Origin of the sequence: Roseovarius sp. MS2 (genome assembly GCF_051447875.1) — a bacterium.
Classification (GTDB): Bacteria; Pseudomonadota; Alphaproteobacteria; order Rhodobacterales; family Rhodobacteraceae; genus Roseovarius; species Roseovarius mucosus_A.
Map to the genome: position 1 here is coordinate 4,013,110 of NZ_JBKHVF010000001.1, position 22,791 is coordinate 4,035,900.

The 22,791-nt window shown below is 62.7% G+C and carries 20 protein-coding genes; 10 read left to right on the top strand and 10 right to left on the bottom strand.

Features of this window, described 5'->3' with window-relative positions:
* Positions 1-3: 3 nt before the first annotated feature.
* Positions 4-285, bottom strand: coding sequence for an integration host factor subunit beta (gene ihfB / locus ACLGGT_RS19615; RefSeq protein WP_008282380.1), 282 nt, complete (start codon positions 283-285; stop codon positions 4-6).
* Between the two features lie 319 nt (positions 286-604).
* Between ihfB and ACLGGT_RS19620 the strand changes: the two genes are divergently transcribed.
* Genes ACLGGT_RS19620 through ACLGGT_RS19630 form a run of 3 tightly spaced genes read left to right on the top strand, consistent with a single transcriptional unit; the run spans position 605 to position 3,442 of the window.
* Positions 605-1,546, top strand: coding sequence for a nucleoside hydrolase (locus ACLGGT_RS19620; protein WP_437197310.1), 942 nt, complete (start codon positions 605-607; stop codon positions 1,544-1,546).
* The gene (locus ACLGGT_RS19625) at positions 1,543-1,989 is read left to right on the top strand and encodes a GNAT family N-acetyltransferase (protein ID WP_437197311.1); all 447 of its coding nucleotides are present in this window, start codon (positions 1,543-1,545) and stop codon (positions 1,987-1,989) included. Before ACLGGT_RS19620 ends, ACLGGT_RS19625 begins: the two co-directional genes overlap by 4 nt.
* A 31-nt stretch (positions 1,990-2,020) precedes the next feature.
* The gene (locus ACLGGT_RS19630) at positions 2,021-3,442 is read left to right on the top strand and encodes a protein adenylyltransferase SelO (RefSeq protein ID WP_437197312.1); all 1,422 of its coding nucleotides are present in this window, start codon (positions 2,021-2,023) and stop codon (positions 3,440-3,442) included.
* 36 nt (positions 3,443-3,478) lie between these two features.
* Here ACLGGT_RS19630 and ACLGGT_RS19635 read toward each other — a convergent pair whose 3' ends face one another.
* The 4 genes from ACLGGT_RS19635 to ACLGGT_RS19650 form a co-directional block, all read right to left on the bottom strand.
* Positions 3,479-4,768 (bottom strand): DEAD/DEAH box helicase, encoded by a 1,290-nt coding sequence (locus ACLGGT_RS19635; RefSeq protein WP_008282384.1) that lies wholly within the window; start codon positions 4,766-4,768, stop codon positions 3,479-3,481.
* 468 nt (positions 4,769-5,236) lie between these two features.
* On the bottom strand, positions 5,237-5,938 hold the full coding sequence (locus ACLGGT_RS19640; RefSeq protein WP_437197313.1) for a DUF4336 domain-containing protein: 702 nt from the start codon (positions 5,936-5,938) through the stop codon (positions 5,237-5,239).
* 2 nt (positions 5,939-5,940) lie between these two features.
* On the bottom strand, positions 5,941-6,489 hold the full coding sequence (locus ACLGGT_RS19645; RefSeq protein ID WP_437197314.1) for a peptidylprolyl isomerase: 549 nt from the start codon (positions 6,487-6,489) through the stop codon (positions 5,941-5,943).
* Positions 6,482-6,988 carry a peptidylprolyl isomerase gene (locus ACLGGT_RS19650; protein ID WP_081506464.1) on the bottom strand — a complete coding sequence of 169 codons (507 nt, stop codon included), beginning with the start codon at positions 6,986-6,988 and terminating at the stop codon, positions 6,482-6,484. The genes ACLGGT_RS19645 and ACLGGT_RS19650 overlap by 8 nt, the downstream gene beginning before the upstream one ends.
* A gap of 126 nt (positions 6,989-7,114) precedes the next feature.
* Here ACLGGT_RS19650 and ACLGGT_RS19655 point away from each other — a divergent pair, with 126 nt between their 5' ends.
* Positions 7,115-8,299, top strand: a complete 1,185-nt coding sequence (locus tag ACLGGT_RS19655) for a phosphoglycerate kinase (RefSeq protein ID WP_008282388.1) — start codon at positions 7,115-7,117, stop codon at positions 8,297-8,299.
* A 101-nt stretch (positions 8,300-8,400) separates the two neighbouring features.
* Positions 8,401-9,294, top strand: coding sequence for a fructose bisphosphate aldolase (locus tag ACLGGT_RS19660; RefSeq protein ID WP_437197315.1), 894 nt, complete (start codon positions 8,401-8,403; stop codon positions 9,292-9,294).
* An 85-nt stretch (positions 9,295-9,379) separates the two neighbouring features.
* Here ACLGGT_RS19660 and mfd read toward each other — a convergent pair whose 3' ends face one another.
* Positions 9,380-12,832: a transcription-repair coupling factor gene (gene mfd, locus ACLGGT_RS19665; protein WP_437197316.1), complete on the bottom strand. Its 3,453-nt coding sequence runs from the start codon at positions 12,830-12,832 to the stop codon at positions 9,380-9,382.
* 37 nt (positions 12,833-12,869) lie between these two features.
* Complete coding sequence (locus tag ACLGGT_RS19670) at positions 12,870-13,397, bottom strand: component of SufBCD complex (protein WP_087148859.1); 528 nt, start codon at positions 13,395-13,397, stop codon at positions 12,870-12,872.
* A 122-nt stretch (positions 13,398-13,519) separates the two neighbouring features.
* Here ACLGGT_RS19670 and hemB point away from each other — a divergent pair, with 122 nt between their 5' ends.
* Both hemB and ACLGGT_RS19680 read left to right on the top strand, forming a co-directional pair.
* Positions 13,520-14,521, top strand: coding sequence for a porphobilinogen synthase (hemB, locus tag ACLGGT_RS19675; protein WP_437197317.1), 1,002 nt, complete (start codon positions 13,520-13,522; stop codon positions 14,519-14,521).
* Positions 14,522-14,651: 130 nt separating this feature from the next.
* Positions 14,652-15,212, top strand: a complete 561-nt coding sequence (locus ACLGGT_RS19680) for a YSC84-related protein (protein ID WP_008282395.1) — start codon at positions 14,652-14,654, stop codon at positions 15,210-15,212.
* Between the two features lie 42 nt (positions 15,213-15,254).
* On the opposite strand, the gene ACLGGT_RS19685 is transcribed toward ACLGGT_RS19680, so the two are convergent.
* Together ACLGGT_RS19685 and ACLGGT_RS19690 are read right to left on the bottom strand one after the other, a co-directional pair.
* Positions 15,255-17,072, bottom strand: a complete 1,818-nt coding sequence (locus ACLGGT_RS19685; protein WP_375553298.1) for an SLC13 family permease — start codon at positions 17,070-17,072, stop codon at positions 15,255-15,257.
* Positions 17,073-17,158: 86 nt separating this feature from the next.
* Positions 17,159-17,428, bottom strand: a complete 270-nt coding sequence (locus tag ACLGGT_RS19690) for an usg protein (protein ID WP_437197318.1) — start codon at positions 17,426-17,428, stop codon at positions 17,159-17,161.
* 221 nt (positions 17,429-17,649) lie between these two features.
* Between ACLGGT_RS19690 and gyrA the strand changes: the two genes are divergently transcribed.
* The 3 genes from gyrA to ACLGGT_RS19705 all read left to right on the top strand — a co-directional run bounded on the left by gyrA (position 17,650) and on the right by ACLGGT_RS19705 (position 21,495).
* Entirely contained in the window at positions 17,650-20,349 is a 2,700-nt protein-coding gene (gyrA, locus tag ACLGGT_RS19695; RefSeq protein WP_437197431.1) for a DNA gyrase subunit A, read from the top strand.
* 136 nt (positions 20,350-20,485) lie between these two features.
* Positions 20,486-21,064, top strand: coding sequence for a hypothetical protein (locus tag ACLGGT_RS19700; RefSeq protein ID WP_437197319.1), 579 nt, complete (start codon positions 20,486-20,488; stop codon positions 21,062-21,064).
* Positions 21,065-21,144: 80 nt separating this feature from the next.
* On the top strand, positions 21,145-21,495 hold the full coding sequence (locus ACLGGT_RS19705) for a DUF6614 family protein (protein ID WP_008282400.1): 351 nt from the start codon (positions 21,145-21,147) through the stop codon (positions 21,493-21,495).
* A 96-nt stretch (positions 21,496-21,591) separates the two neighbouring features.
* Here the strand turns inward: ACLGGT_RS19705 and ACLGGT_RS19710 are convergent, their stop codons facing one another.
* The gene (locus tag ACLGGT_RS19710) at positions 21,592-22,710 is read right to left on the bottom strand and encodes a polysaccharide biosynthesis/export family protein (protein ID WP_437197320.1); all 1,119 of its coding nucleotides are present in this window, start codon (positions 22,708-22,710) and stop codon (positions 21,592-21,594) included.
* Between the last annotated feature and the right edge of the window lie 81 nt (positions 22,711-22,791).

Here is a 22,791-nt window from a genome sequence, read left to right on the forward strand (position 1 = left end):
GGATTACTTTCCGTTGAGCCGGTCACGCAAGAGCTTGCCGGTCTTGAAGAAGGGCACGTTTTTCTCTTCAACATGCACGCTTTCACCGGTGCGTGGATTGCGACCCGTGCGCGCATCCCGCTTTTTCACCGAGAACGCACCAAAGCCGCGCAACTCGACGCGGTTGCCCTCGGCCAGCGCATCGGTGATCTCGTTGAAGATGGTGTTGACGATACGCTCGACGTCGCGCTGATAAAGATGCGGGTTCTCGTCAGCGATTTTTTGAATCAGTTCCGATCGGATCATCGGTGGTCTCTCCCCCGGCCTTATTGTTTGTAACTTTGTGGCAGTTGCAGGGGACTATAGCCAGAATGCCGCGAAACCCAAACAGAAAGCCGGGGCAAGAGACGGAAATCTATGCGGTTTTTTGCTGAGCATGGGCGATTTTTGTGCCCAACACCCATTGGGCGGCAACACATCCTTAGCCCCGTGCAGATGCTGCGCCGCGGCATCCGGATCACGCAGCCCTTGATTCGGATCGGCAACCTTAAGCGTTCGCACGACACCACTGGTGGACATTTCGCCACATCCGCCCCATGGTGCGCCGGGCACCGCGAGGACAGGTATGACGGCACGACAGATCATCATCGACACCGATCCCGGTCAGGATGACGCGGTGGCGATCCTCTTTGCCTTGGCCTGTCCCGAGGCGTTCGACCTGCTTGGCCTGACCTGCGTGGCAGGCAACGTGCCGCTGGATCTGACCACGTGCAACGCGCGCAAAATCTGCGAACTGGCGGGCCGCCCCGATCTTGCGGTCTTTGCCGGATGCGACCGGCCCCTTGGCCGCGCTCTCGTGACCGCAGAGCATGTGCATGGCCGCTCTGGCCTGGATGGCCCCGACCTGCCCGAACCGACCATGCCGCTTCAGGACCAGCACGCCGTCGATTTCCTTATCGACACCCTGCGCGCGCGCCCCGCCGGAACAGTCACGCTGGTGCCTATCGGCCCGCTGACCAATATCGCCACCGCCTTTCAGCGCGCGCCCGACATCGTCGCGCGCGTACAAGAGATTGTGCTTATGGGCGGGGCCCATGCCGCGCATGGCAATGTGACCCCGGCGGCAGAATTCAACATCCATGTCGACCCCGAGGCTGCCGCCTGCGTGCTCGCCTCTGGCGTGCCACTGACCCTGCTGCCGCTCGATGTCACGCATCAGGCATTGGTCACCCCCGCCCGCAACGCCGCCTTTCGCGCCCTCGGAACCCCGGTGGGCGAGGCTGTCGGCGCACTGACCGGGTTTTACGAACGCTACCGCCCCGAACGCCACGGCGCGGATGGCGCACCGCTGCATGATCCCTGCACGATTGGCTGGCTCTTGCGCCCCGATCTTTTTACCGCCCGCCACGTCAATGTGGAAATCGAGACGCACTCGGAATTGACCATGGGCATGACCGTGGTGGATTGGTGGGCTGTCACCGGTCGCCCCGCCAATGCCACCTTTGTTCACGATATCAACGCGCAGGCCTTCTTTGACCTGCTCACTGAAAGGCTCGCGCGCCTATGACCGCCCTCACCCTCGCCCGGCCCGATGATCTGGACCGGCTCTTGTCTCTGGTCGCCGCCTTTCACCAAGAGACCGGCATTGCCCAGTCCGAGGCCAGCCGCCGCTCCGCACTTTTGCCCATGCTCGAAGGCAGCCCGCATGGCGTGACCTACCTCATCGGACCGGGGCGTGCGCCAATCGGCTATATCGTCATCAGCTTTGGCTGGTCGGTCGAATTCGGCGGGCTCGATGGATATGTTGATGAATTCTACATCCGGCCCAGCGTGCGCGGGCGCGGCATCGGCTCGGAAGTGATGATCAGCCTGCCCAAGGCCCTGGCCGGTGCCGGATTAAAGGCGCTGCACCTTGAAGTGCGGCGCGACAATGACAAGGCGCGCGCGCTTTATCGCAAGCTGCGTTTCGAACCACGCGACGCCTACAGCCTCATGACCTGTGCGCTCTAGACTTTCGCCTGCTTGACCCTAGGTAAACCTCATGACTCTCGTGATCCCGTTTCAAAACAGCTATGCTGATCTTCCTGCGCGGTTTTACACGCGTCAGACAGCCCTGCATGTGCGCGCCCCCCGCCTCATCCGGTTCAACCGGGATTTGGCCGCCGAACTGGGCATCGCAGAGGTCCCAGACCCCGAACTTGCCGACGTGTTTTCCGGCAATCAGGTGCCCGAGGGTGCCACCCCTTTGGCGCAGGTCTATGCCGGGCATCAGTTTGGCGGCTTCTCGCCGCAACTGGGCGACGGGCGCGCGCTGCTCTTGGGTGAGGTGATCGACCGCAACGGTCAGCGCCGCGACATTCAGCTCAAAGGCTCTGGCCCCACCCCCTATAGCCGGATGGGGGACGGGCGCGCGTGGCTTGGCCCGGTGCTGCGCGAATATGTGGTGTCCGAGGCGATGCACGCCCTTGGCCTGCCCACCACCCGCGCCCTCGCCGCCGTTGAAACCGGCGAACAAGTCTACCGCGAGGCGGGCGGCCTACCCGGCGCCGTGCTCACGCGCGTGGCCTCCAGCCATCTGCGCGTTGGCACATTCCAGTTTTTCGCCGCCCGGCGCGATCTTGACGGGCTGCGCACGCTCTATGACTACACGGTGGCCCGCCATTACCCCCATGTCGAAAGCCCCGCGCATCTCTTGGCCGAGGTGATCCGCGCGCAGGCGCGCCTTGTGGCGGGCTGGCTCTCGATCGGGTTTATCCACGGGGTGATGAACACCGACAACACGGCAATTTCCGGCGAGACGATCGACTATGGCCCCTGCGCCTTTATGGATACCTATCATCCGCAGACCGTGTTCAGCTCGATTGATGCGCGCGGGCGCTATGCCTATGACAATCAGGCGCATGTGATCGTCTGGAACATGGCGCAACTGGCCACCGCTCTGGTGCCGCTCATGCCCGATCAGGACGAGGCGATCGAGGATTTCACCGCCCTCGTGCATGCCATGCCCGACCAGATCGAGGTCGAATGGCGCCGCGCCTTTGGTCGCAAGATCGGCCTTGCCGAGGCGACAGCACAAGATGCCCCGCTCATCGCTGACCTGCTGGCGCGCATGGCCGAGGGGCGGGCGGATTTCACCAATACCTTCCGGGGCCTCATCGACGGCACCGCACGCGATCAGTTTCTCGACCGCGCCACCTTTGACACATGGGAGCCGCTCTGGCGCGCCCGTATCGCGCAAGAGGCCGATCCAGAGGCGGTAATGCGCGCCGCCAACCCGGCCTTCATCCCCCGCAACCACCGGGTCGAACAAATGATCGAGGCCGCCGTTGCCGGCGATTACGCCCCCTTCGAACGGCTGCTCGACGTTTTGGCGCGCCCCTACATAGATCAGCCTGATGCCGCCGATCTCAAACGCCCGCCTACCCCGTCAGAGGTGGTGGAAAATACCTTCTGCGGCACATGAAAAACGCCGGGGCATGCCCCGGCGTTCTTGTCTTGATCAGGCTGCGTTCGACCGCGCGCCGCCACCGCCGCCACCGGGCTTGCGCCGACGACCACCGCCCGCGCCCGGCTTGCCCTGCTGGCCACCGCCGGAAAATCCGCCACCGCCGCCTGTGCGACGCCGCGGACCACCCCGCCCCGTGGCGGGCTTGGGCGACTTCGGATCAGGCAGCACTTCCCACGGACGGCCCGAGGCAACGGGAATCGTCGTGCCCAGAACCTTTTGAATATCCTTCAACTCGCCCATCTCGTCGGGCGCGCAGAATGCAATCGCCGCCCCGTCCCGGCCGGCCCGCGCGGTCCGTCCGATCCGGTGAACATAGTTGTCAGGCACATTCGGCAATTCGTAATTATAGACGTGTTTGACATCCGGAATATCCAGACCTCGCGCCGCCACATCGGTCGCCACAAGGATTTTGACATGCCCGTCACGGAACGACTTGAGCGCGCGCTCGCGCTGGCCTTGGCTCTTGTTACCATGGATTGCCGCCACGCTGTAACCGGCCTGCTCCAACCGCTTGGCCAACTTGTCCGAGCCGTGCTTGGTACGACCAAAGACCAACGCCAATTCGCTTTTGTGCTTGGCCAAAAGCTCGATCAGCAGATCGGGCTTGGCGGCCTTGGCAACAAAATGCACCTCTTGCGTGACCTTGTCAGCGGCCTTGCCCGGCGGGCTGACCTGCACGCGCTTGGGATGCTTGAGATAGCTACCGGCCAACTCCTCCATCTGCTTGGGCATGGTGGCCGAAAACAGCATCGTCTGACGCTCCGCCGCCAAAAGCCCCGCAATCCGGCGCAGCGCATGGATAAAGCCCAGATCAAGCATCTGATCGGCCTCATCGAGCACAAGGAAATGCGCCGCATCCAGACGCACCGCGCGCCGGTCAATAAGGTCAAGCAACCGCCCCGGCGTCGCCACCAGAATATCAGTGCCCTGCTCCAACCGCTTGATCTGCGGATTGATAGAGGCACCCCCCACCACAAGATTGATCTTGATCGGGCTGTCCTTAACCAGTGGCAACAACGCGTCACGGATCTGGCTGGCCAATTCCCGCGTCGGTGCAAGGATCAGGCTGCGGATGGTCTTGGGCGCGGGCTTGCCCGGTGCCTGCATCAACGCCGTAATCAGAGGCAGGCCAAAGGCCATGGTCTTGCCGGTGCCGGTCTGCGCAAGGCCCAGAACATCAAACCCGTTCAGCGCATGCGGGATCGCATGGGTCTGGATCGGGGTCGGTTCGGTGATGCCTTCGTTGGCCAGCTTGCGCACCAATGCAGCAGGCAGGCCCATTTCGTCAAATAGGTTCAAGTCGTATCCTTTCAGGGGCGCGAGGACATCCCGCAGCCCGTCACAGGCAGTGATACACACCGCCCGGTCGTCGTGGTTGCACCCGCCCGCAGCCAAGGGGCCGCATGCCCCCTGCACTCTGACAGGTGTTTGGCCCCACGCGTGATTTTGGGATCATCCGCGACATTTCATAAGATACGCCTGTTTCAGGCAGTGCTGCTCACGCGGCAGGAAATGTCGGTTGAGGTGCATATGGCGGTGCAGCACGCAGAAGTCAAGCACAGCGTCGCCTTTTGCCTGCCGCACCGCCACGACCAAGGATCGGCATGGGCCAGAGAGGCGATCAGCAGGAGGGTTGTCAGCAAACCAAGAAAGCGGGGCAAGCGCCACCTGTCATGGCATCGGTCACAGCCCAAGATGCGCATATCGCAGGTGTCAAACCAGCCCACCCCACGCGCCTGAAACCGGGTCTCAGCCCCGCCGTGCCTCGCTCAGCGCGCGGTCCCACAACCGGTCGCGCATCAACCGGCGAAACGCGCGCTTGATTTCTCCGCTGGCATCCCGCGTGTAGCATCGCCCATGTGTCAGGATCAGCCGCTCTGGCCCCCAATCCAGCATCTGCTCCACCAGATCCCCGACCGCCTTGCGCCCGCCCAAACGCTGCGCAAGCCCCATAGGCGGTTTGCCATCACTGTCGTCAATCCCGGCAAGCCAGATCAGCGGGCGCATCCACACCGGCAACGGCGCGGTCTCTACCGCCATGATCAGCCGTGACAGGATCGCAGAGCGGCTGGCCTGATGTAAAAACGCCACCTCGGTTTGCGCGCCTTCCAGCACAAGCGGCTTGATCTCACGCGCCCAAGTGGCGGTTGCCACCTCGGCCCCGCGCCAGATCCGCGCTGACGGATAGGCCGCCTGCCACGCGGGCAGATGCGCCAAAACGGGCGCCTGTGGCACAACGATATGCGCCACACGGCCCCGCTCTGTCAGCCAAGCCCGCAAATCATCCGACAGCGGCACCGGCGCATGGACCCATAAGTCGCCCGAGGGCAATTCAATCACAACTGTTCGCAGCGGCATCGAAACGCCGCCGCGCCACGGCACTGCGGCCCCCACAATACCCCAGACCCCCTTGGCAAGAGACTCCGAAGTGAAGGTGGGGGCAGCCGTCATGCCTAGTCGGTCACTGTGACGCGTGTCATCACATCCGGTTGCCCGACCACGGCCCCATTGGGCCCGGTGCCGCGCTTGATCGCATCCACAATCTCAAGGCCCTCAGTGACTTGACCAACCACGGTATATTGCCCGTTCAGGAACTCACCCGCATCAAACATGATGAAGAACTGGCTATTGCCGCTGTTGGGGTCTTGGCTGCGCGCCATGCCCACCACCCCGCGCAAGAATCGCTCGTTCGAGAATTCAGCCTTGAGGTCGGGGCGCTCACTGCCCCCCATCCCCGCGCGGCCCATATCACCACCCTCGAGCTTGCCAAACTGCACGTCGCCAGTCTGCGCCATGAATCCTTCGATCACCCGGTGAAACACGACCCCATCATAGGCCCCCTCAGAGGCGAGCGCGGTGATCTGTTCCACATGCCCCGGCGCGATATCCTCATAGAGGTCGATCTTGACAGTGCCATTGGCCTCGCCCGCAATCTCGATTTCCAGCCCCGTCGCCAGCGCCGGACCCGCCAGCAGGCTAAGTGCGACAGCAATCTTATACATCTGCGGCCACCTTGACGCTGATCATCCGGTCCGGGTTCGCCGGCGGCTCGCCGCGCGTGATGGCATCGACATGCTCCATGCCCGCGATCACCCGGCCATAGACCGTGTATTGACCATTCAGGAAATGGTTGTCGCTGAAATTGATAAAGAACTGGCTGTTCGCCGAATTCGGGTTCTGGCTGCGCGCCGCCCCCAGCGTGCCGCGATCATGCGGGATCTTGGAAAACTCGGCCTTGAGATCGGGCAGCGTGCTGCCCCCGGTGCCCGCCCGGCGCGGCTGATAGTCTTTTTCCATATTGCCATGTTCCACGTCGCCGGTCTGCGCCATGAACCCGTCGATCACGCGGTGAAAGGCCACGTTGTCATAATGCCCGGCACGGGCCAGTTCCTTCATCCGCTCGCAATGGCCCGGTGCGATAGCGGGCAAAAGCTCGATGGTGACAGTGCCACCCTTCAGCTCCATCAGAATGGTGTTTTCGGGGTCCTTGATCTCGGCCATGGGGCTCTCCTTGGTAAATATGCCATGATACCTAGGCGGTTCCCACACGATTGCCAAGCACAGAGGTTGACGCTGGCAAAGACCCGCGCCAATAGAAGCGCGACCAGATTTCGGGAGGCCTGAGGCATGAGCTGGAAAACCCTTGACGACATCGATCTGACCGGCAAGCGCGTGCTGGTGCGCGTTGATATCAATGTCCCGGTCGAGAATGGCCTTGTGACAGACGCGACCCGCATCGACCGTATCGCGCCCACCGTCACCGATATTCTGGCCAAGGGCGGACGCCCGATCCTTCTCGCGCATTTCGGACGGCCCAAGGGCAAGGTCGTGCTCGACATGTCGCTGCGCGTGACAGTGCCCGCGCTCGAGGCCGCCTTGGGCCGCAAGGTGCGGCTGATCGAAACGCTGGAAGGCGCCGAGAACCTGACCGACGAGGCGCTCGCCTCTGATGTGCTGCTTCTCGAAAACATCCGCTTTCACCCCGGCGAAGAAGCGAATGATCCCGCCTTTGCCGCGCGTCTGGCACAACTGGGCGACATCTACTGCAACGATGCCTTTTCCGCCGCCCACCGCGCCCATGCCTCAACCGAAGGCTTGGCGCGGCATCTTCCGTCTTGCGCAGGCCGCCTGATGCAGGCCGAATTGCAGGCGCTTGAGGCGGCTCTTGGCACGCCCAAACGCCCTGTCGTGGCCGTCGTCGGCGGGGCCAAGGTCTCGACCAAGCTCGACCTCTTGGGCAATCTCGTGGCAAAGGTGGACAGCCTCATCATCGGCGGCGGCATGGCCAATACCTTTCTCGCCGCCATGGGCCTCGATGTGGGCAAATCGCTCTGCGAACATGACATGACCGCCACCGCCCGCGAGATCATGCTCAAGGCAGGGGATGCAGGCTGCAAGATCGTTCTGCCCGCCGATGTGGTCGTCGCACGCGACTTTGCCGCCGGTGCCCCGCATGAGGTGGTCGGCGCGCATGCCTGCCCGCCCGATGCCATGATCCTTGACGCAGGCCCTCAGGCCGTTGCGCGCATTATCGCCACGCTCGATGCCGCCAAAACGCTGATCTGGAACGGCCCGCTGGGTGCCTTTGAAATCGCCCCCTTCGATACCGCCACCAACGCCGCCGCCTCCCATGCCGCCCAACTCAGCCGGGCGGGCAAGCTCATCTCCGTTGCAGGCGGTGGCGATACCGTGGCCGCCCTCAATAAATCCGGTGCCGCCGAGGATTTCACCTATATCTCGACCGCAGGTGGTGCCTTTCTGGAATGGATGGAAGGCAAGGATCTGCCTGGCGTTGCAGCACTCAAGGCCTGAGTGCCACCCGGCCACCACCTGTTAGCGCCACCACGATTGCACAGCCCGCGCCCCTCGCCTATGAGGGCGCGAAACCGTGTAGTCCTTCAGGGGTGTCCCATATGACCAAGACCGAACAGGCCAACAAACTCCGCGCAGGTCAGGGCTTTATCGCCGCTCTCGACCAATCCGGCGGCTCCACCCCCAAGGCCCTGCGCCTCTACGGCATCGAGGAAGGCGCCTATACCTCCGAGGCGGAAATGTTCGATCTGGTGCACGCCATGCGCGCACGCATCGCTCAGGCCCCAGAGTTTACCGGCGACAAAGTTCTGGGCGCGATCCTGTTCGAAATGACCATGGACCGCGACATCGGCGGCAAACCCTCGCCCGCCTTCCTCTGGCAAGAGCGCGGCGTCGTCCCCTTTCTCAAGGTCGACAAGGGGTTGGCCGGTGACACCGATGGCGTCAAGCTGATGAAACCCATGCCCGATCTCGATCCGCTCTTGGAGCGCGCGGTCAAGGCGGGGATTTTCGGCACCAAAATGCGCTCGGTGATCGACGCGGCCAATCCCACCGGCATTGCAGCGGCGGTCGCCCAGCAATTCGAGGTCGGACAGCAAATTCTGGGCCACGGCCTCGTGCCGATCATCGAACCCGAAGTGACCATCTCAATTGCCGACAAGGCCGAGGCCGAAACCCTCCTGCGCGCCGCCATCCTCGCGCAGCTTGACGCGCTGCCCGCCGATCAAGAGGTGATGCTCAAACTCACCCTGCCCGAAACCGCAAACCTTTACGAAAGCCTCGTCAACCACCCCCGCGTGCTGCGCGTCGTGGCGCTCTCGGGCGGCTATAGCCGGGAAGAGGCCAACGCGCGTCTGGCCCAAAATCGCGGCGTCATCGCGAGCTTCAGCCGCGCCCTGACCGAAGGTCTCTCGGCCCAGCAATCAGACGCCGAATTCAACGCCACCATCGCGAAATCCATCGACGACATCTACCGGGCCTCCATCGCGGACTGATCGCCCGCGCCTTTCATCTGGCCAAAAATACCTCGGGGGAGTCCCGGATAAAATCCGGGACGGGGGCAGCGCCCCCACCCCGCCCTCACCCCTTGGCGCGCTTGGCCTCGGCCACGACCTTCTCCGCCAAATCGCGCGCAATGCCAAAGGCCCCCTTGATCCGGTCGCTCTCGCCTTTCCAGTCGCGGCGCACCACGATCTTGTTGTCGCGCACCTTGGCCAAACCCCGCTCGTCATTGATGAATTCAACCAAGCCCTGCGGCGAGGCGAATTTGTCGTTGTGAAACTGGATCGTGGCCCCTTTCGGCCCGCCATCAAGCTTGGCAATGCCAGCGCGTTTGCACATCGCCTTGATCCGCACCACCAGCATCAGCATGTTGACCTCGCGCGGCAACTTGCCGAACCGGTCAATCAGTTCAGCGGCAAAGCCTTCCAACTCCACCTTGGTCTCCAACCCGCTCAGGCGACGATAGAGCCCCAGACGCACATCTAGATCAGGAACATACTCCTCGGGGATCAGCACCGGCACGCCCAGATTGATCTGCGGTGCCCATTGCTCATCAGCCTCCGACAGGCCCTCCATCTGGCCGGATTTGATCTTGGCAATCGCCTCTTCCAGCATGGATTGATAGAGTTCATAGCCGACATCGCGCATCTGCCCGGATTGTTCCTCGCCCAGCAGATTGCCCGCCCCGCGAATATCGAGATCCTGTGAGGCGAGCGTAAACCCGGCCCCCAATGTGTCGAGACTGCCCAGAACCCGCAGCCGCTTTTCCGCGCCGGGCGTCAAGGGCACGCGCGGCTTGGTTGTCAGATAGGCATAGGCGCGCGTCTTGGAGCGCCCCACCCGACCCCGGATCTGATAGAGCTGGCTCAGGCCAAACATATCGGCGCGGTGGATGATCATCGTATTGGCGGTGGGAATATCGAGGCCAGATTCAACAATCGTCGTCGCCAGCAGCACATCGTATTTGCCGTCGTAAAACGCGTTCATCCGCTCGTCGAGTTCCCCCGCCGCCATCTGCCCATGGGCGATGACATAGCTCACCTCGGGCACCTGCGTTTTCAGGAAATCCTCGATCTCGGGCAGATCACTGATGCGTGGCACGACATAGAACGACTGCCCGCCGCGATAATGCTCGCGCAACAGCGCCTCGCGCACGGTCACACTGTCAAACTCACTCACATAGGTGCGGATCGACAAACGGTCGACGGGCGGCGTGCTGATGATCGACAGGTCGCGCACCCCCGACAGCGACAGTTGCAGCGTGCGTGGAATCGGCGTCGCGGTCAGCGTCAGCACATGCACATCCGAACGCAACTGCTTCAACCGCTCCTTATGCGCCACGCCAAAGCGCTGTTCCTCGTCAATGATCAAGAGCCCAAGGTTCTTGAACCGTATCCCCTTGGCCAAGAGGGCATGGGTGCCCACGACAATATCCGCCTCGCCGCGCGCCATGGCATCGCGGGTCTTGGCCGCCTCTCCCGCCGACACAAACCGCGACAAGGGCCGCACATTGACCGGAAAGCCGCGGAACCGTGACGCAAATTCCTGATAATGCTGGCGCGCCAGCAATGTGGTGGGCGCAATCACCGCCACCTGTAGCCCGGACATCGCGGCGACAAAGGCCGCGCGCATTGCCACCTCGGTCTTGCCAAAACCCACATCGCCACAGATCAACCGATCCATCGGTGCGCCCGATCCCAGATCGTTCAACACATCCTCGATCGCATGCAACTGATCGTCGGTCTCTTGATAGGGGAACCGCGCGGCAAAGGCCTCCCAGGCGTGATGTTCCGGCTCGATCACCGGCGCGCTGCGCAGCGCCCGTTCGGCCGCCACCCGGATCAGACGATCCGCCATCTCGCGGATACGCTCTTTAAGCCGCGCCTTCTTGGCCTGCCACGCGCCGCCGCCCAGACGGTCAAGCAGGCCCTCTTCATGGCCGTATTTCGACAAGAGCTCGATATTCTCGACCGGCAGATACAGCTTGGAGCTTTCGGCATATTCCAGCACAAGGCATTCATGCGCCGCCCCGGCGGCGGTGACCACCTCAAGCCCCAGATACCGCCCGATGCCATGGTCGACATGCACCACCAGATCGCCAACACTCAGGCTCTGTGCTTCGGTCAGGAAATTCTCGGCCCGCCGCCGGCGCGGCGCGCGGATCAACCGCTCGCCCAGCACATCCTGTTCGGAAATCACCGTCAGGCCCGGCGCCTCAAACCCGCTCTCAAGCGGCCAAACCGCCAAATGCAGCCCATGCTTGCCAATGCCCTTGGCGCTACTGACCCCGACCGCGCCAATCAGCCCCTCATCTTCCAAGAGGCCCTCAAGCCGCTCGCGCGCGCCTGCGGAATAGGAGGCCACCAACACCGGCGCACGGTCGAGTTTCGCGCGAATATGATCCTTCAACGCACTGAAGAGGTTGATGTTTTCCTGCTGCCGCTCCGGTGCGAAATTGCGCCCGATGCGCCCGCCTGCGTCGATCACCCCCGGCCCGGTCGCCTGCGGCAGCGCCGCGAATTGCAACACGCGCCGTTCGGCCACCGCCGCCGTCCACGCGGCATCGTCGAAATAGAGTAGCCCCGGCTGCACCGGCTTATACACCGTGTCACCGCGCGATTTTTGGCTCAGCGCCAGATGCCGGGTCTCATACTGATCCGCGATACTCTCCCAACGCGCCAACCGCTGCGGCGTCACCTGCTCATCCAGCGTGATCGTCGCCTGCGGCAGATAGTCAAAAAGCCCCTCCAGCCGCTCGTGAAAGAATGGCAACCAATGCTCGACCCCGGCATGTTTGCGCCCGGCACTCACCGCCTCATAGAGCGGATCATCGGTGCCCGCAGCGCCAAATTCGATCCGGTAATTCTGACGAAAGCGGCGGATCGCTTCCTCGTCGAGAATAACCTCAGAGACCGGGGCCAGCTCTACTCGGTCCAATTTTTCGGTCGTGCGCTGCGTGCCCGGATCAAACCCGCGCACCCCGTCCAGCACATCACCAAAAAGATCAAGCCGCACCGGCCCGCCCTCACCCGGCGGGTAGATGTCGATGATGCCGCCACGCAGCGCATAATCCCCCGGCTCCGTGACGGTGGGCGCCTGGGTGAACCCCATCCGCACCAGAAAATCCCGCAATGCCTTTTCATCAATGCGCTCGCCCACTGCGGCCACAAAGGCCGCACCGCGCAACACCTCGCGCGCAGGCACCCTCTGTGTCGCGGCATTGAGCGTGGTCAATAGAACGAATTGCGACGGCCCCCCATGCGCCAGCCCCGCCAGTGTCGCCATCCGCGTGGCGCTGATCTCGGCATTGGGCGACACGCGATCATAGGGCAGGCAATCCCACCCCGGAAAGGTAATCACCGGCATATCTGGTGCGAAAAAGCGCAACGAAGCCTGCATCGCCGCCATCCGCTTGTCATCGCGTGCCACATGCAGCACCGGCGCGCCGGTCTTGGCAACCTCAGCCAGAATGAGCGTCGCGTCAAAGCCTTCGGGCGCGCCGCCCACGGTGATATGTTGCGCCTTGGTCATGATCTTCCTGCATCTTGCGCGCCGTCAACTGCGCATGTCATCCCAGAATATTGGCGTTCATGTTCTGGTACATGCCCCACATCGCAGTCACGAAAATCGACAGCATACCGATCACCTGAATCACCAGACGATGCGTCTGCACCCGCTTGATCAAGGCAACACCCGTCCACCCGCGCGATGCGATGCGCTGCGCCAGCCGGATCGACAACCCCCAAACCAGCAACAGCGGAAAGCCCAGCAAAAACAGCGCCTGAGCGAATTCGCTGTCATAGACAAATCCCAGCAACACCAGCGTGGTCATCAAGAACGCCGTAATCCCCGCCATCAACAGGCCGGATTCCTGCACCAGATACAACAAGCGGTTGATATTGATCCGCACCATATCCTCGAAATCGGTCATCGCCTGCGCATTTTGGCCCTTGCGCGCGCGAATGGCCATGTCCCATGGCACCCCCAGAACCCAGTGGCTGGCCGAAGACCATGTCACCGCCAGCGCAATCCAGAACCACAGGTTGCTGAAAGACCGCATGTCGATCAACTCGAAAACCGTATCGTACCAGTCCAAGCCCGCGCCCCTCTTGCCGCATCATCGCCTCTCTTAGCGCCGGAGCGCGGCAATTCCTACCCTTGAGATGCGCGAATTTCCATGCCACTCAGTCAAGGTTGATCCAGCCAGAAAGACCGCCCATGCGCCCGACCCAAGCCGCCTTTCCCGCCACCCGCCTGCGCCGCACCCGCGCCACGCCCAGCATCCGCGCCCTCGTGGCCGAAAACACGCTGACAGCGGGCGATCTGATCTGGCCGCTTTTCGTGCGCGACGGCGACGGGATAGAAGAGCCGGTGCCCTCCATGCCCGGTGTCATGCGCCGGTCCATCGACCGCGTGGTCGAAGCCGCACAAGAGGCCGCTGACCTTGGCATTCCCGCCATCTGCCTCTTTCCCTATACCTCGACGGAAAACCGCACCGCCGATTGCGCAGAGGCCTGGAACCCCGAGAACCTCAGCAACCGCGCCACCCGCGCGATCAAAGCGGCGGTGCCCGGCATCACCGTGATGACCGACGTGGCGCTAGATCCCTATTCGGACACCGGCCATGACGGCTTTGTCGTGGATGGCGAGATCGTCAACGATTCCACCGTGGCCGCGCTCGTCAAACAGGCGCTCAGTCAGGCCGAGGCGGGCGTCGATATCATCGGACCGTCCGACATGATGGACGGGCGCGTGGGCGCGATCCGCACGGCGCTCGAGGCGCATGGCTATCCCAATGTGATGATCATGTCCTATGCCGCCAAATACGCCTCTGCCTTTTATGGCCCGTTCCGCGATGCGGTGGGCGCGGCGAACGCGCTCAAGGGCGACAAGAAAACCTATCAGATGAACCCCGCCAACACCGACGAGGCCCTGCGCCTGATCGAGCGTGACCTCAGCGAAGGGGCTGATATGGTGATGGTCAAGCCCGGCATGCCCTATCTCGACATTTGTCGACGGGCCAAGGAAACCTTTGGCGCACCCACCTTTGCCTATCAGGTGTCCGGCGAATACGCGATGATCACGGCCGCCGCGCAGAACGGCTGGATCGACCGCGAGCGCGCCATGCTGGAAAGCCTCATGTGCTTTAAACGCGCCGGTTGTGACGGGGTGCTGACCTATTTCGCCCCCGAAGTGGCCCGGATATTGGCAAAAGGATAGTGCCCGCGCGCAGCATCCCGCCCATGACCGCAATCCATGGTGACATCAGCCCGCCTTGCCCCTATACTGAGTAGCAGACCGGTATGAGACAAAAGACCGGCCCGAAACGAGGCAACAGACAGGCAATCCCATGAGCATTCTGACAAGACGCAATTTTACCCTTGGCCTGATGGCTGGCACGCCGCTTCTTGCGGCCTGTGGCAATGGCGTGGGCAGTTCCGGCGCGGCCACCATCGACGCGCGTGTCGATGCCACGCTCAGCCAGATGTATTCGCGCTACCCCAACACCCGGGACCTTGCAGACAAGGCCAACGGCATGCTCGTCATGCCGGTCGTGACCGAGGCGGGTTTTCTCGTCGGCGGCGGCTTTGGTCGGGGCGCGCTGCGCATCAACAATGTCACGGTCGATTACTATTCCGCGACCAAAGGCAGCGTTGGGCTTCAGATCGGGGCACAGCAATTCGCGCATGTGCTCTTTTTCATGACCCCCGATGCGCTCGAGAAATTCCGCCGCTCGTCCGGATGGGCGGCAGGTGCCGATGTGGAATATGTCTTCAACGACCGGGGCGAGAACCTGCGCGCCGAGACAACCACCTCTTCCAGCCCGGTGATTGCCGTAATCTTTGGTCAGGCCGGGGCCTTGGCGGGCGTGTCGCTTGAAGGCATGAAATACACCCGCATCATTCCCTGATATCGTTGCCCCTGACGCCGCGCGCCCTTGGGCGTGCCGGCGTCAGAGCGGCCAGAAGATCAGCAAGAGCGGCAGGCTAACCGCCACCACCAAAGCCTCTAGCGGCAACCCAAGCCGCCAGTAATCCCCAAACCGAAACCCGCCCGGACCAAGGATCAGCGTATTGTTCTGATGCCCAATAGGCGTGAGAAAGGCGCAAGAGGCCCCGATCGCCACCGCCATCAGGAAACTGTCCGGGCTCACCCCCAATGTTCCCGCAATGCCCAGCGCGATGGGGCACATCACGGCGGCGGTCGCGGCATTGTTCATCACATCCGACAGGAACATCGTGGTGATCAGGATCACGGCCAGCGCCGCAACCGCCTGCCCGCGCGCCACCTCTGCCACCAGAAATTCCGCCAGAACCCCCGCCGCCCCGGTTTCCTGCATCGCCCCCGCCACCGGGATAAGCGCGGCCAAAAGCACGATCACCGGCCAATCAATCGCCGTGTAGACCTCTCTTGGGGGCACCGTGCGAAACAGCATCGAGGCCAGCACGCCCAACGCAAAACTCGCCGCCGCTGGCAGCACACCAAACGTCACCAACAGGATCGCCATACCCATGATCGCCGTCGCCGTGATTGCCATCCGACGGCTTGGCAGGCGCAGATCGCGCGCCCCAAGCGGCACACAGCCGGTGTCATGGATGAATTCCGACAGCGATTCCGCCGGTCCCTGCATCAAAAGCAGATCACCCGAGCGCAGCTTGACCGACCGCAATCGCGCACGCGGGGCCTGCCCCGCCCGTGCCACCGCCAACAGGTTCAGCCCATAGCGCGTGCGCAAATGCAGGTCGCTGGCCGACAGACCGACAATCGACGATGCGGGCAGAACCGCCACTTCACGCAGCACCGTGTCACGCTCATCGTTGGATTTGGCCTCCTCACTCGCCTCCTCCTCTGCGTCCTCGGGTGTCGCGTCCTTGGCCTGTTTGACGTCTTCCTCCAGCGTCAGATCAAACACCGATAGCGTTTCCGCCAACGCCTCGACATCTGCCTCAAGCACCAGCACATCATGCCCCCGGATGCGCCGCCCGCCATGCGGTGCCAGCAGTCGCACATCATTGCGCACCAGCGCGACCACCTGCGCATCAGAGCTTTCGACCTCCCGCTCAAAGGCACGCAGTGTCAGGCCAATGGCCTTGCTCTTCTCGCCGACCCGCACCTCGGTCATATAGGCCCCGGCGTCAAACTCTGATGCGCCCGCAGCCTTGCGCGCAGGCACAATGCGCCAACCGATAAACGTGATCGCCAGCACGCCCACAACCGCCACAGCCACGCCAATCGGCGCGAAATCGAACATGGCAAAGGCACCGCGCCCTGCGTCCTCGCGAAAGCCCGAGACGATAAGATTGGGCGGCGTGCCGACCAGCGTCGTCATCCCCCCCAAAATGGTGCCAAACGCCAAAGGCATCAGCACCTGCCCCGCTGGCATCTCAAGCCGCTTGGCCAGTTGCACCGCCACAGGCATCAAAAGCGCCATCGCCCCCACATTGTTCATGAACCCCGACAGCGCCGCACCCAGCGCCAAGATCGCCCCGATGCTCACCAACCGCCCCGCGTCGCGCGGCAACACCGTGCGCGCCAAAGCATCGACCGCCCCGGTATTCTGCAACCCTTGGCTCAGCACCAGCACACAGGCCACGGTGATCACCGCCGGATGCCCAAACCCGGCAAAGGCCTCTGCCCCCGGCACCAACCCCGTCACGACACAGGCCATAAGAGCGGATAACGCCACCACGTCATGCCGCAACCGCCCCCAGAGAAACAGCGCCATGGTCAGCGCCAGAATGCCAAGGATCATCATCTGTGCTGCGGTCATGCGCCTCTCCTGCGGGCGCACCCGGCCCTGCCAGAAAAAGACCACGCCAGCTTCGGGGCTTCAACCCGTCAAAGTCCCGCCCCGCCCTAGTGCAGCGTGAATTCACCTACGACGTTACGCCACTCCCCCGGCGCGATCAGCTTGCGATGGGTAAAGCGCACCGAATGCAGCGGCCCCTCAATCTCGCGTTGCCAGAACTCGATAAAGCCAAAGAGCTTGGGATGGTCCGGCGCCAGATCAAAATCCTGCCACAGATAACTGTTCAGCACGTTGCGATAATCGGGCATCCGATAGAAAAATTCCGCCGTCGTCAGCCCATATCCCCTGAGCATCATTTCCGCCTCAGACATCTGCATGTGTCTCTCCTGTCACTGCCTGACAGACTCATCGTGCCAGAAATAAATTACTTTTCAATTAAAACAGTATGTTAGCACTCATGGCTGCTGGCTGACAAAGGCAATTCCCCAGCCCCATTGCACCCTATATCCTGCCTCTGATATAGTCCTTTCAACAAGATATAGAGAATGATCACAGGACGGTCCCAAACGTGAGCGATACGCCTCAACCCCCTGAAAACATGGATGAAACCCCGCCAGAGCGGCCCGCCTACAGCGGCCCCTCCGTCTCGATCACCCATGAGATGAAAACCTCCTATCTCGATTACGCCATGAGCGTGATCGTCAGCCGCGCGATTCCCGATCTGCGCGATGGCCTCAAACCCGTGCATCGCCGCATCCTTTATGCCATGCACGAAAGCGGCAATACTCACGATAAACCCTACCGCAAATCCGCCCGGGCCGTGGGCGATGTCATGGGCAAATACCACCCCCATGGCGACAGCGCGATCTATGACGCGCTTGTGCGCATGGCGCAGGATTTTTCGATGTCCCTGCCCCTGCTCGATGGTCAGGGCAATTTCGGCTCGATGGATGGCGATAACGCCGCCGCCATGCGCTATACCGAAGTGCGGATGGACAAACCGGCCGCCTATCTCTTGGCCGATATCGAAAAAGAGACCGTCAATTTTCAGGACAATTACGACGGCAAAGACCGCGAACCCACCGTCCTGCCTGCCCGCTTTCCCAATATGCTGGTCAATGGCGCGGGCGGTATCGCCGTCGGCATGGCCACCAATATCCCGCCGCATAACTTGGGCGAGGTGGTCGATGCCACGCTGGCGCTGATCGACAACCCCGATCTCGAGAGCGAGGATCTGATCCAGTATATCCCCGGCCCCGATTTCCCCACCGGCGGCCTGATGCTGGGGCGCTCCGGCGCGCGCAAGGCCTATCTCGAAGGGCGCGGCTCGGTCATCATCCGCGCCAAAACCCGCACCGAGGAAATCCGCAAAGACCGCTACGCCATCATCATCGACGAAATCCCCTATCAGGTGAACAAGGCCACGATGATCGAGCGGATCGCCGAGGCCGCCCGTGACAAGCGGATCGAAGGCATCGCGCATGTGCAGGACGAATCCGACCGCAACGGCGTGCGCGTGGTGATCGAACTGAAACGTGACGCCACCGCCGAGGTGGTGCTCAATCAACTCTACCGCTTTACCCCGATGCAGACCTATTTCGGCTGCAACATGCTGGCATTGAACGGCGGCAAACCCGAGCAATTGACGCTGCACCGGTTCCTGTCGCTCTTCATCACCTTCCGCGAAGAGGTGGTCGCGCGCCGTACCGCCTATGACCTGCGCAAGGCGCGCGAGCGCGCGCATGTGCTCTGCGGTCTGGCCGTTGCTGTGTCCAACGTGGATGAGGTGGTGGCCACGATCCGCGGCTCCATGGATGCCGCCGAGGCGCGCCAGAAACTGATGGAACGTCGCTGGCCCGCGGGCGACATCCTGCCCTATATCGCGCTCATCGACGATCCCAGCCACCCGGCCAATGCCGATGGCACCTATAACCTGAGCGAAGTACAGGCGCGCGCCATTCTCGATCTGCGCCTGCAACGCCTCACGCAACTGGGCGTCAAAGAAGTCACCGACGAACTCCAAGACCTCGCAGGCAAGATCAAGGAATATCTCGCCATTCTGGCCAGCCGCGAGCGGATCATGCAGATCATTTCCGACGAGCTGCGCGAAGTGCGTGAACTCTTCGCCGTCCCCCGCCGCACCGAGATCGTGGACTGGTCCGGCGATATGGAAGACGAAGACCTCATCGAGCGCGAGGATATGGTCGTCACCGTGACCAGTGGCGGCTATATCAAACGCACGGCGCTGGCCGATTTCCGCGCACAAAAACGCGGTGGCAAGGGTCTGTCGGGCATGGCCACCAAGGATGAAGACGTGGTCACCACGCTCTTTGTCGCCAACACCCACACACAGCTCTTGTTCTTCACCACCGGCGGTATGGTCTACAAGCTCAAGACATGGCGCTTGCCACTCGGCGGGCGCACCTCCAAGGGCAAGGCCATCGTCAACATTCTGCCCATTCCGACCGGCGTTTCCATCGCCGCGATCATGCCCGTGGACCGCCCCGAAGAAGATTGGGAAGACCTGCAAATCGTCTTTGCCACCTCGGCAGGCGATGTGCGGCGCAACGCGCTCTCGGATTTCACCAATGTCATGCGCAATGGCAAGATCGCGATGGACCTGCCCGAGGGCGTTGAACTGGTCAACGCGCGCATCTGCGGCCCCGAGGATGACGTGATGCTGGTCACCGATTCAGGCCGCGCCATCCGCTTCCCCACGACCGAGGTGCGCGTCTTCAAGGGCCGCAAATCCACCGGCGTGCGCGGCATCCGCCTGCTGGGCGATGACCGCGTGGTGTCGATGTCCGTGATCCGCCATTTCGAAGCCTCCGCCGATAACCGCGCCGCCTATCTCAAGATGCGCCGCCAATTGGCCGGGGCCGAGGACGACGGCTCAAGCGATGACGAAGGCAATGCCGACGCGGCCCTCAGCGCGGAACAATTCGCGGAAATGCAGGCGGCCGAGAATCTGATCCTGACCATCACCGCGCGCGGCACCGGCAAACTCAGCTCCAGCCATGATTACCCCGTGCGCGGGCGCGGCGGGATGGGCGTGCAGGCGATGGACAAGGGCATGCGCGGCGGCACGGTCGTGGCCTCCTTCCCGGTCACGCTCGAAGACCAGATCATGCTCGCCACTTCCAAGGGCCAGTCGATCCGCGTGCCCGTCATGGGCATCTCCTTCCGCTCCCGCAGCGCAGGCGGGGTCAAGGTGTTCAACACCGGCGCCGGAGAAGAGGTGGTCTCGGTCGCCTGGATCGCCGAACAGGCCGAAGAAGACGAGACCGCAGAAGGCTGATCCCAGACGCGCGTCAGGGTATCATCACGCTCCGGCCCCATTTTCGCCGGATTTACAGTGATGATACCCTAGTCGCCTCGCGGCATGGTTGTATTTGTCTCACTTGGTTTCCGACCCCCTCACAGCGGATTCTCACATGACAACGCCCCTGCGCCCAAGCATGGACCAGACCGGCCTCAACCTGATCCGGATCGTGATCGGCTCGTATTTCCTTGCGCTCTCGCTCGATCTTGTCTCAGGGCTCGACGCCGCAACACTCTTTGCCGCCCTGCTGCCGCATGCGACGGCAGACCTGGTCGGATCGACTCTGCTCTTTTGCCTCAGCGCGGCGCTCATGGCCGGGCTGCAGCTCCGCCTCTGCGCGCTAAGCCTCGCCCTCTTGGTGTTCTGCTCCAGCCTTGTGCAAAACCTCATTATCGTTACCCCCGATAGCCTCTCGGCCTTTTGGCGCGATCTGACCTTGGCCACGGCGGTGCTGCTGACCTATCTCACCCTCGGTCCCGGTGCCTTGCGCCGCGCCTCGGTCCTCGCTCACCGCGCACGCCTACGCCGCGCCATGGCGCAACGGGCCATCAACCCCCGCCGCATCACGCCTCAGACTGTGCAAAAACGGCCCGTTCAACAGGAAATCCGCTCCGCCCTCGCCGCCTCCACCCTGTCGCGTCGCCCCGCCTCCCACGAGGACGACGCCGAAAACATCTTTGCGAATATCTGACGAGACCGGGGCCGCTTAACCCTGTCTCAACCATTGCGCTCCAGACTGGGCACGCCGCTGCTTGCACAGGATGCTTGGGAATGAACCTTTATTGCTGCATGATCGACCTCAAGCAGGATGCCAAGGCGCTGGCCTTTGCCGCAGCACTGGACGCGTGGCTTACGCATCTCCACAGCCACGGCACCATCGGGCGCTGGCGCCTTTGCCGCCGCAAACTCAATCTTGCCGCCGATGCCTATGGTGATTTCCTGCTTGAAATCGAGGTTGAGGATCTGGCCCAGCTTGACCGCGCCTTTCGCCTCACCGGGGCGCAGGATGAAACAACGACCGTGCTGCATGACCGCGTGCATGCCCAGATCGCACAGTCCCGGTTTGCGCTCTACCGCCCCTTCCCCGATGCGGAAGGGGCCGAACGCATGTCCCTTATCTGACGCAGGCGATCATCTGGCCTGAAATACCTCAGGGGGTCCGGGGGACAGCGTCCCCCGCCTGCGCATCCGTCCGCGCACCGGTCTCAGGCGCGCGCCTTAATTCGCGACGTTATTCGCGGTCGAGGCAAAGCCAACCACCGTCCCAAAGAGCCCAAGAATGGTCTGCACGCGCGTGACCGGCGATTCGGTGGCCAGCAGCGTATCGCCCGGATTGATATGGAACTGGCGCGCCGCAAACAGACCATCCGCATTGGTGAAATCCAAAGAGAAAATCACCTGACGCAGCTCAGGGCCGGGCTTGTCGGGGTTGACGTGCTGCGGCTCATACTCGCGCAGCACCAAAAGACCCTTGGGATCGGCCCGCGCAGCGCTCAAGCCCCCCATGGCCGATACCGCCTCCATCGCCGTGATCCGCTCCTCCTCAAAGGGAATCACCTTCTGGCTGCCAGCGGCCCCCAGCACGTTGAAGGTGCGGTCATCCTCGGTCACGACGATCTGATCACCGCCCTGGACCAGCGCGTTGCGCGCCGGCTCGGCATAGAGCGTCTCGGCCCGCGTCTCAAACACCTGACCGCCGCGTTGCAGAATCACCAGCGGGTTATTCATCGTCGGCGCGATACCGCCCGCACTGGCCAAGACACTCAGAATACGGGTGTTGCGTGACAAAAGCGGATAGTTCCCCGGTGCTGCCACGCCCCCCACAACATCCACGGCATTGTTGCGGCCCGGCTCTACGGTCAACTGCACCTGCGCTGATGGCGCGATTTCCAGCAACCGCGTCTGCAACGTGGCGCGCGCCTCCGACTCGGTCATGCCACGCAGCGCAACTTCGCCAATATAGGGCATGAACACAGTGCCCGAAGACGAGACCGTCAATCCCTCAATCGGCGTCGAGCGCGATGCTTCGCTCGCCAGCAAAGAGTTTTCCTGATTGTCCCAGATCACCACAGCCAGCCTGTCACCCGTCTGGATGATCGACGAATCCGGCCCGCGGCTGGCGGACAGCCAGTTATAGCTGCCCTTCCATCCCGACGCCGGCCAGAGCGCCAACGCCGGAGTCGACCGGCGTGTAACCTCAACCACCTGAAACGTCGGCACCTTGTTGTCTTTCTCGGCCAGAACCTCGCTTTGCAGGGCGGCTCCTCGGGGCAGACTGCATGCCGCCAACGCGGCAAACATCATGATTCCGAGGATAACCCTGATTTTGCGCGTCACTCTCCGACTCCCCGGTCCCTCTGGCATTGCATCGGTTCCTACCCCGGTCCGACCGTGCTAGACAATCGGAATCTGCCCTCG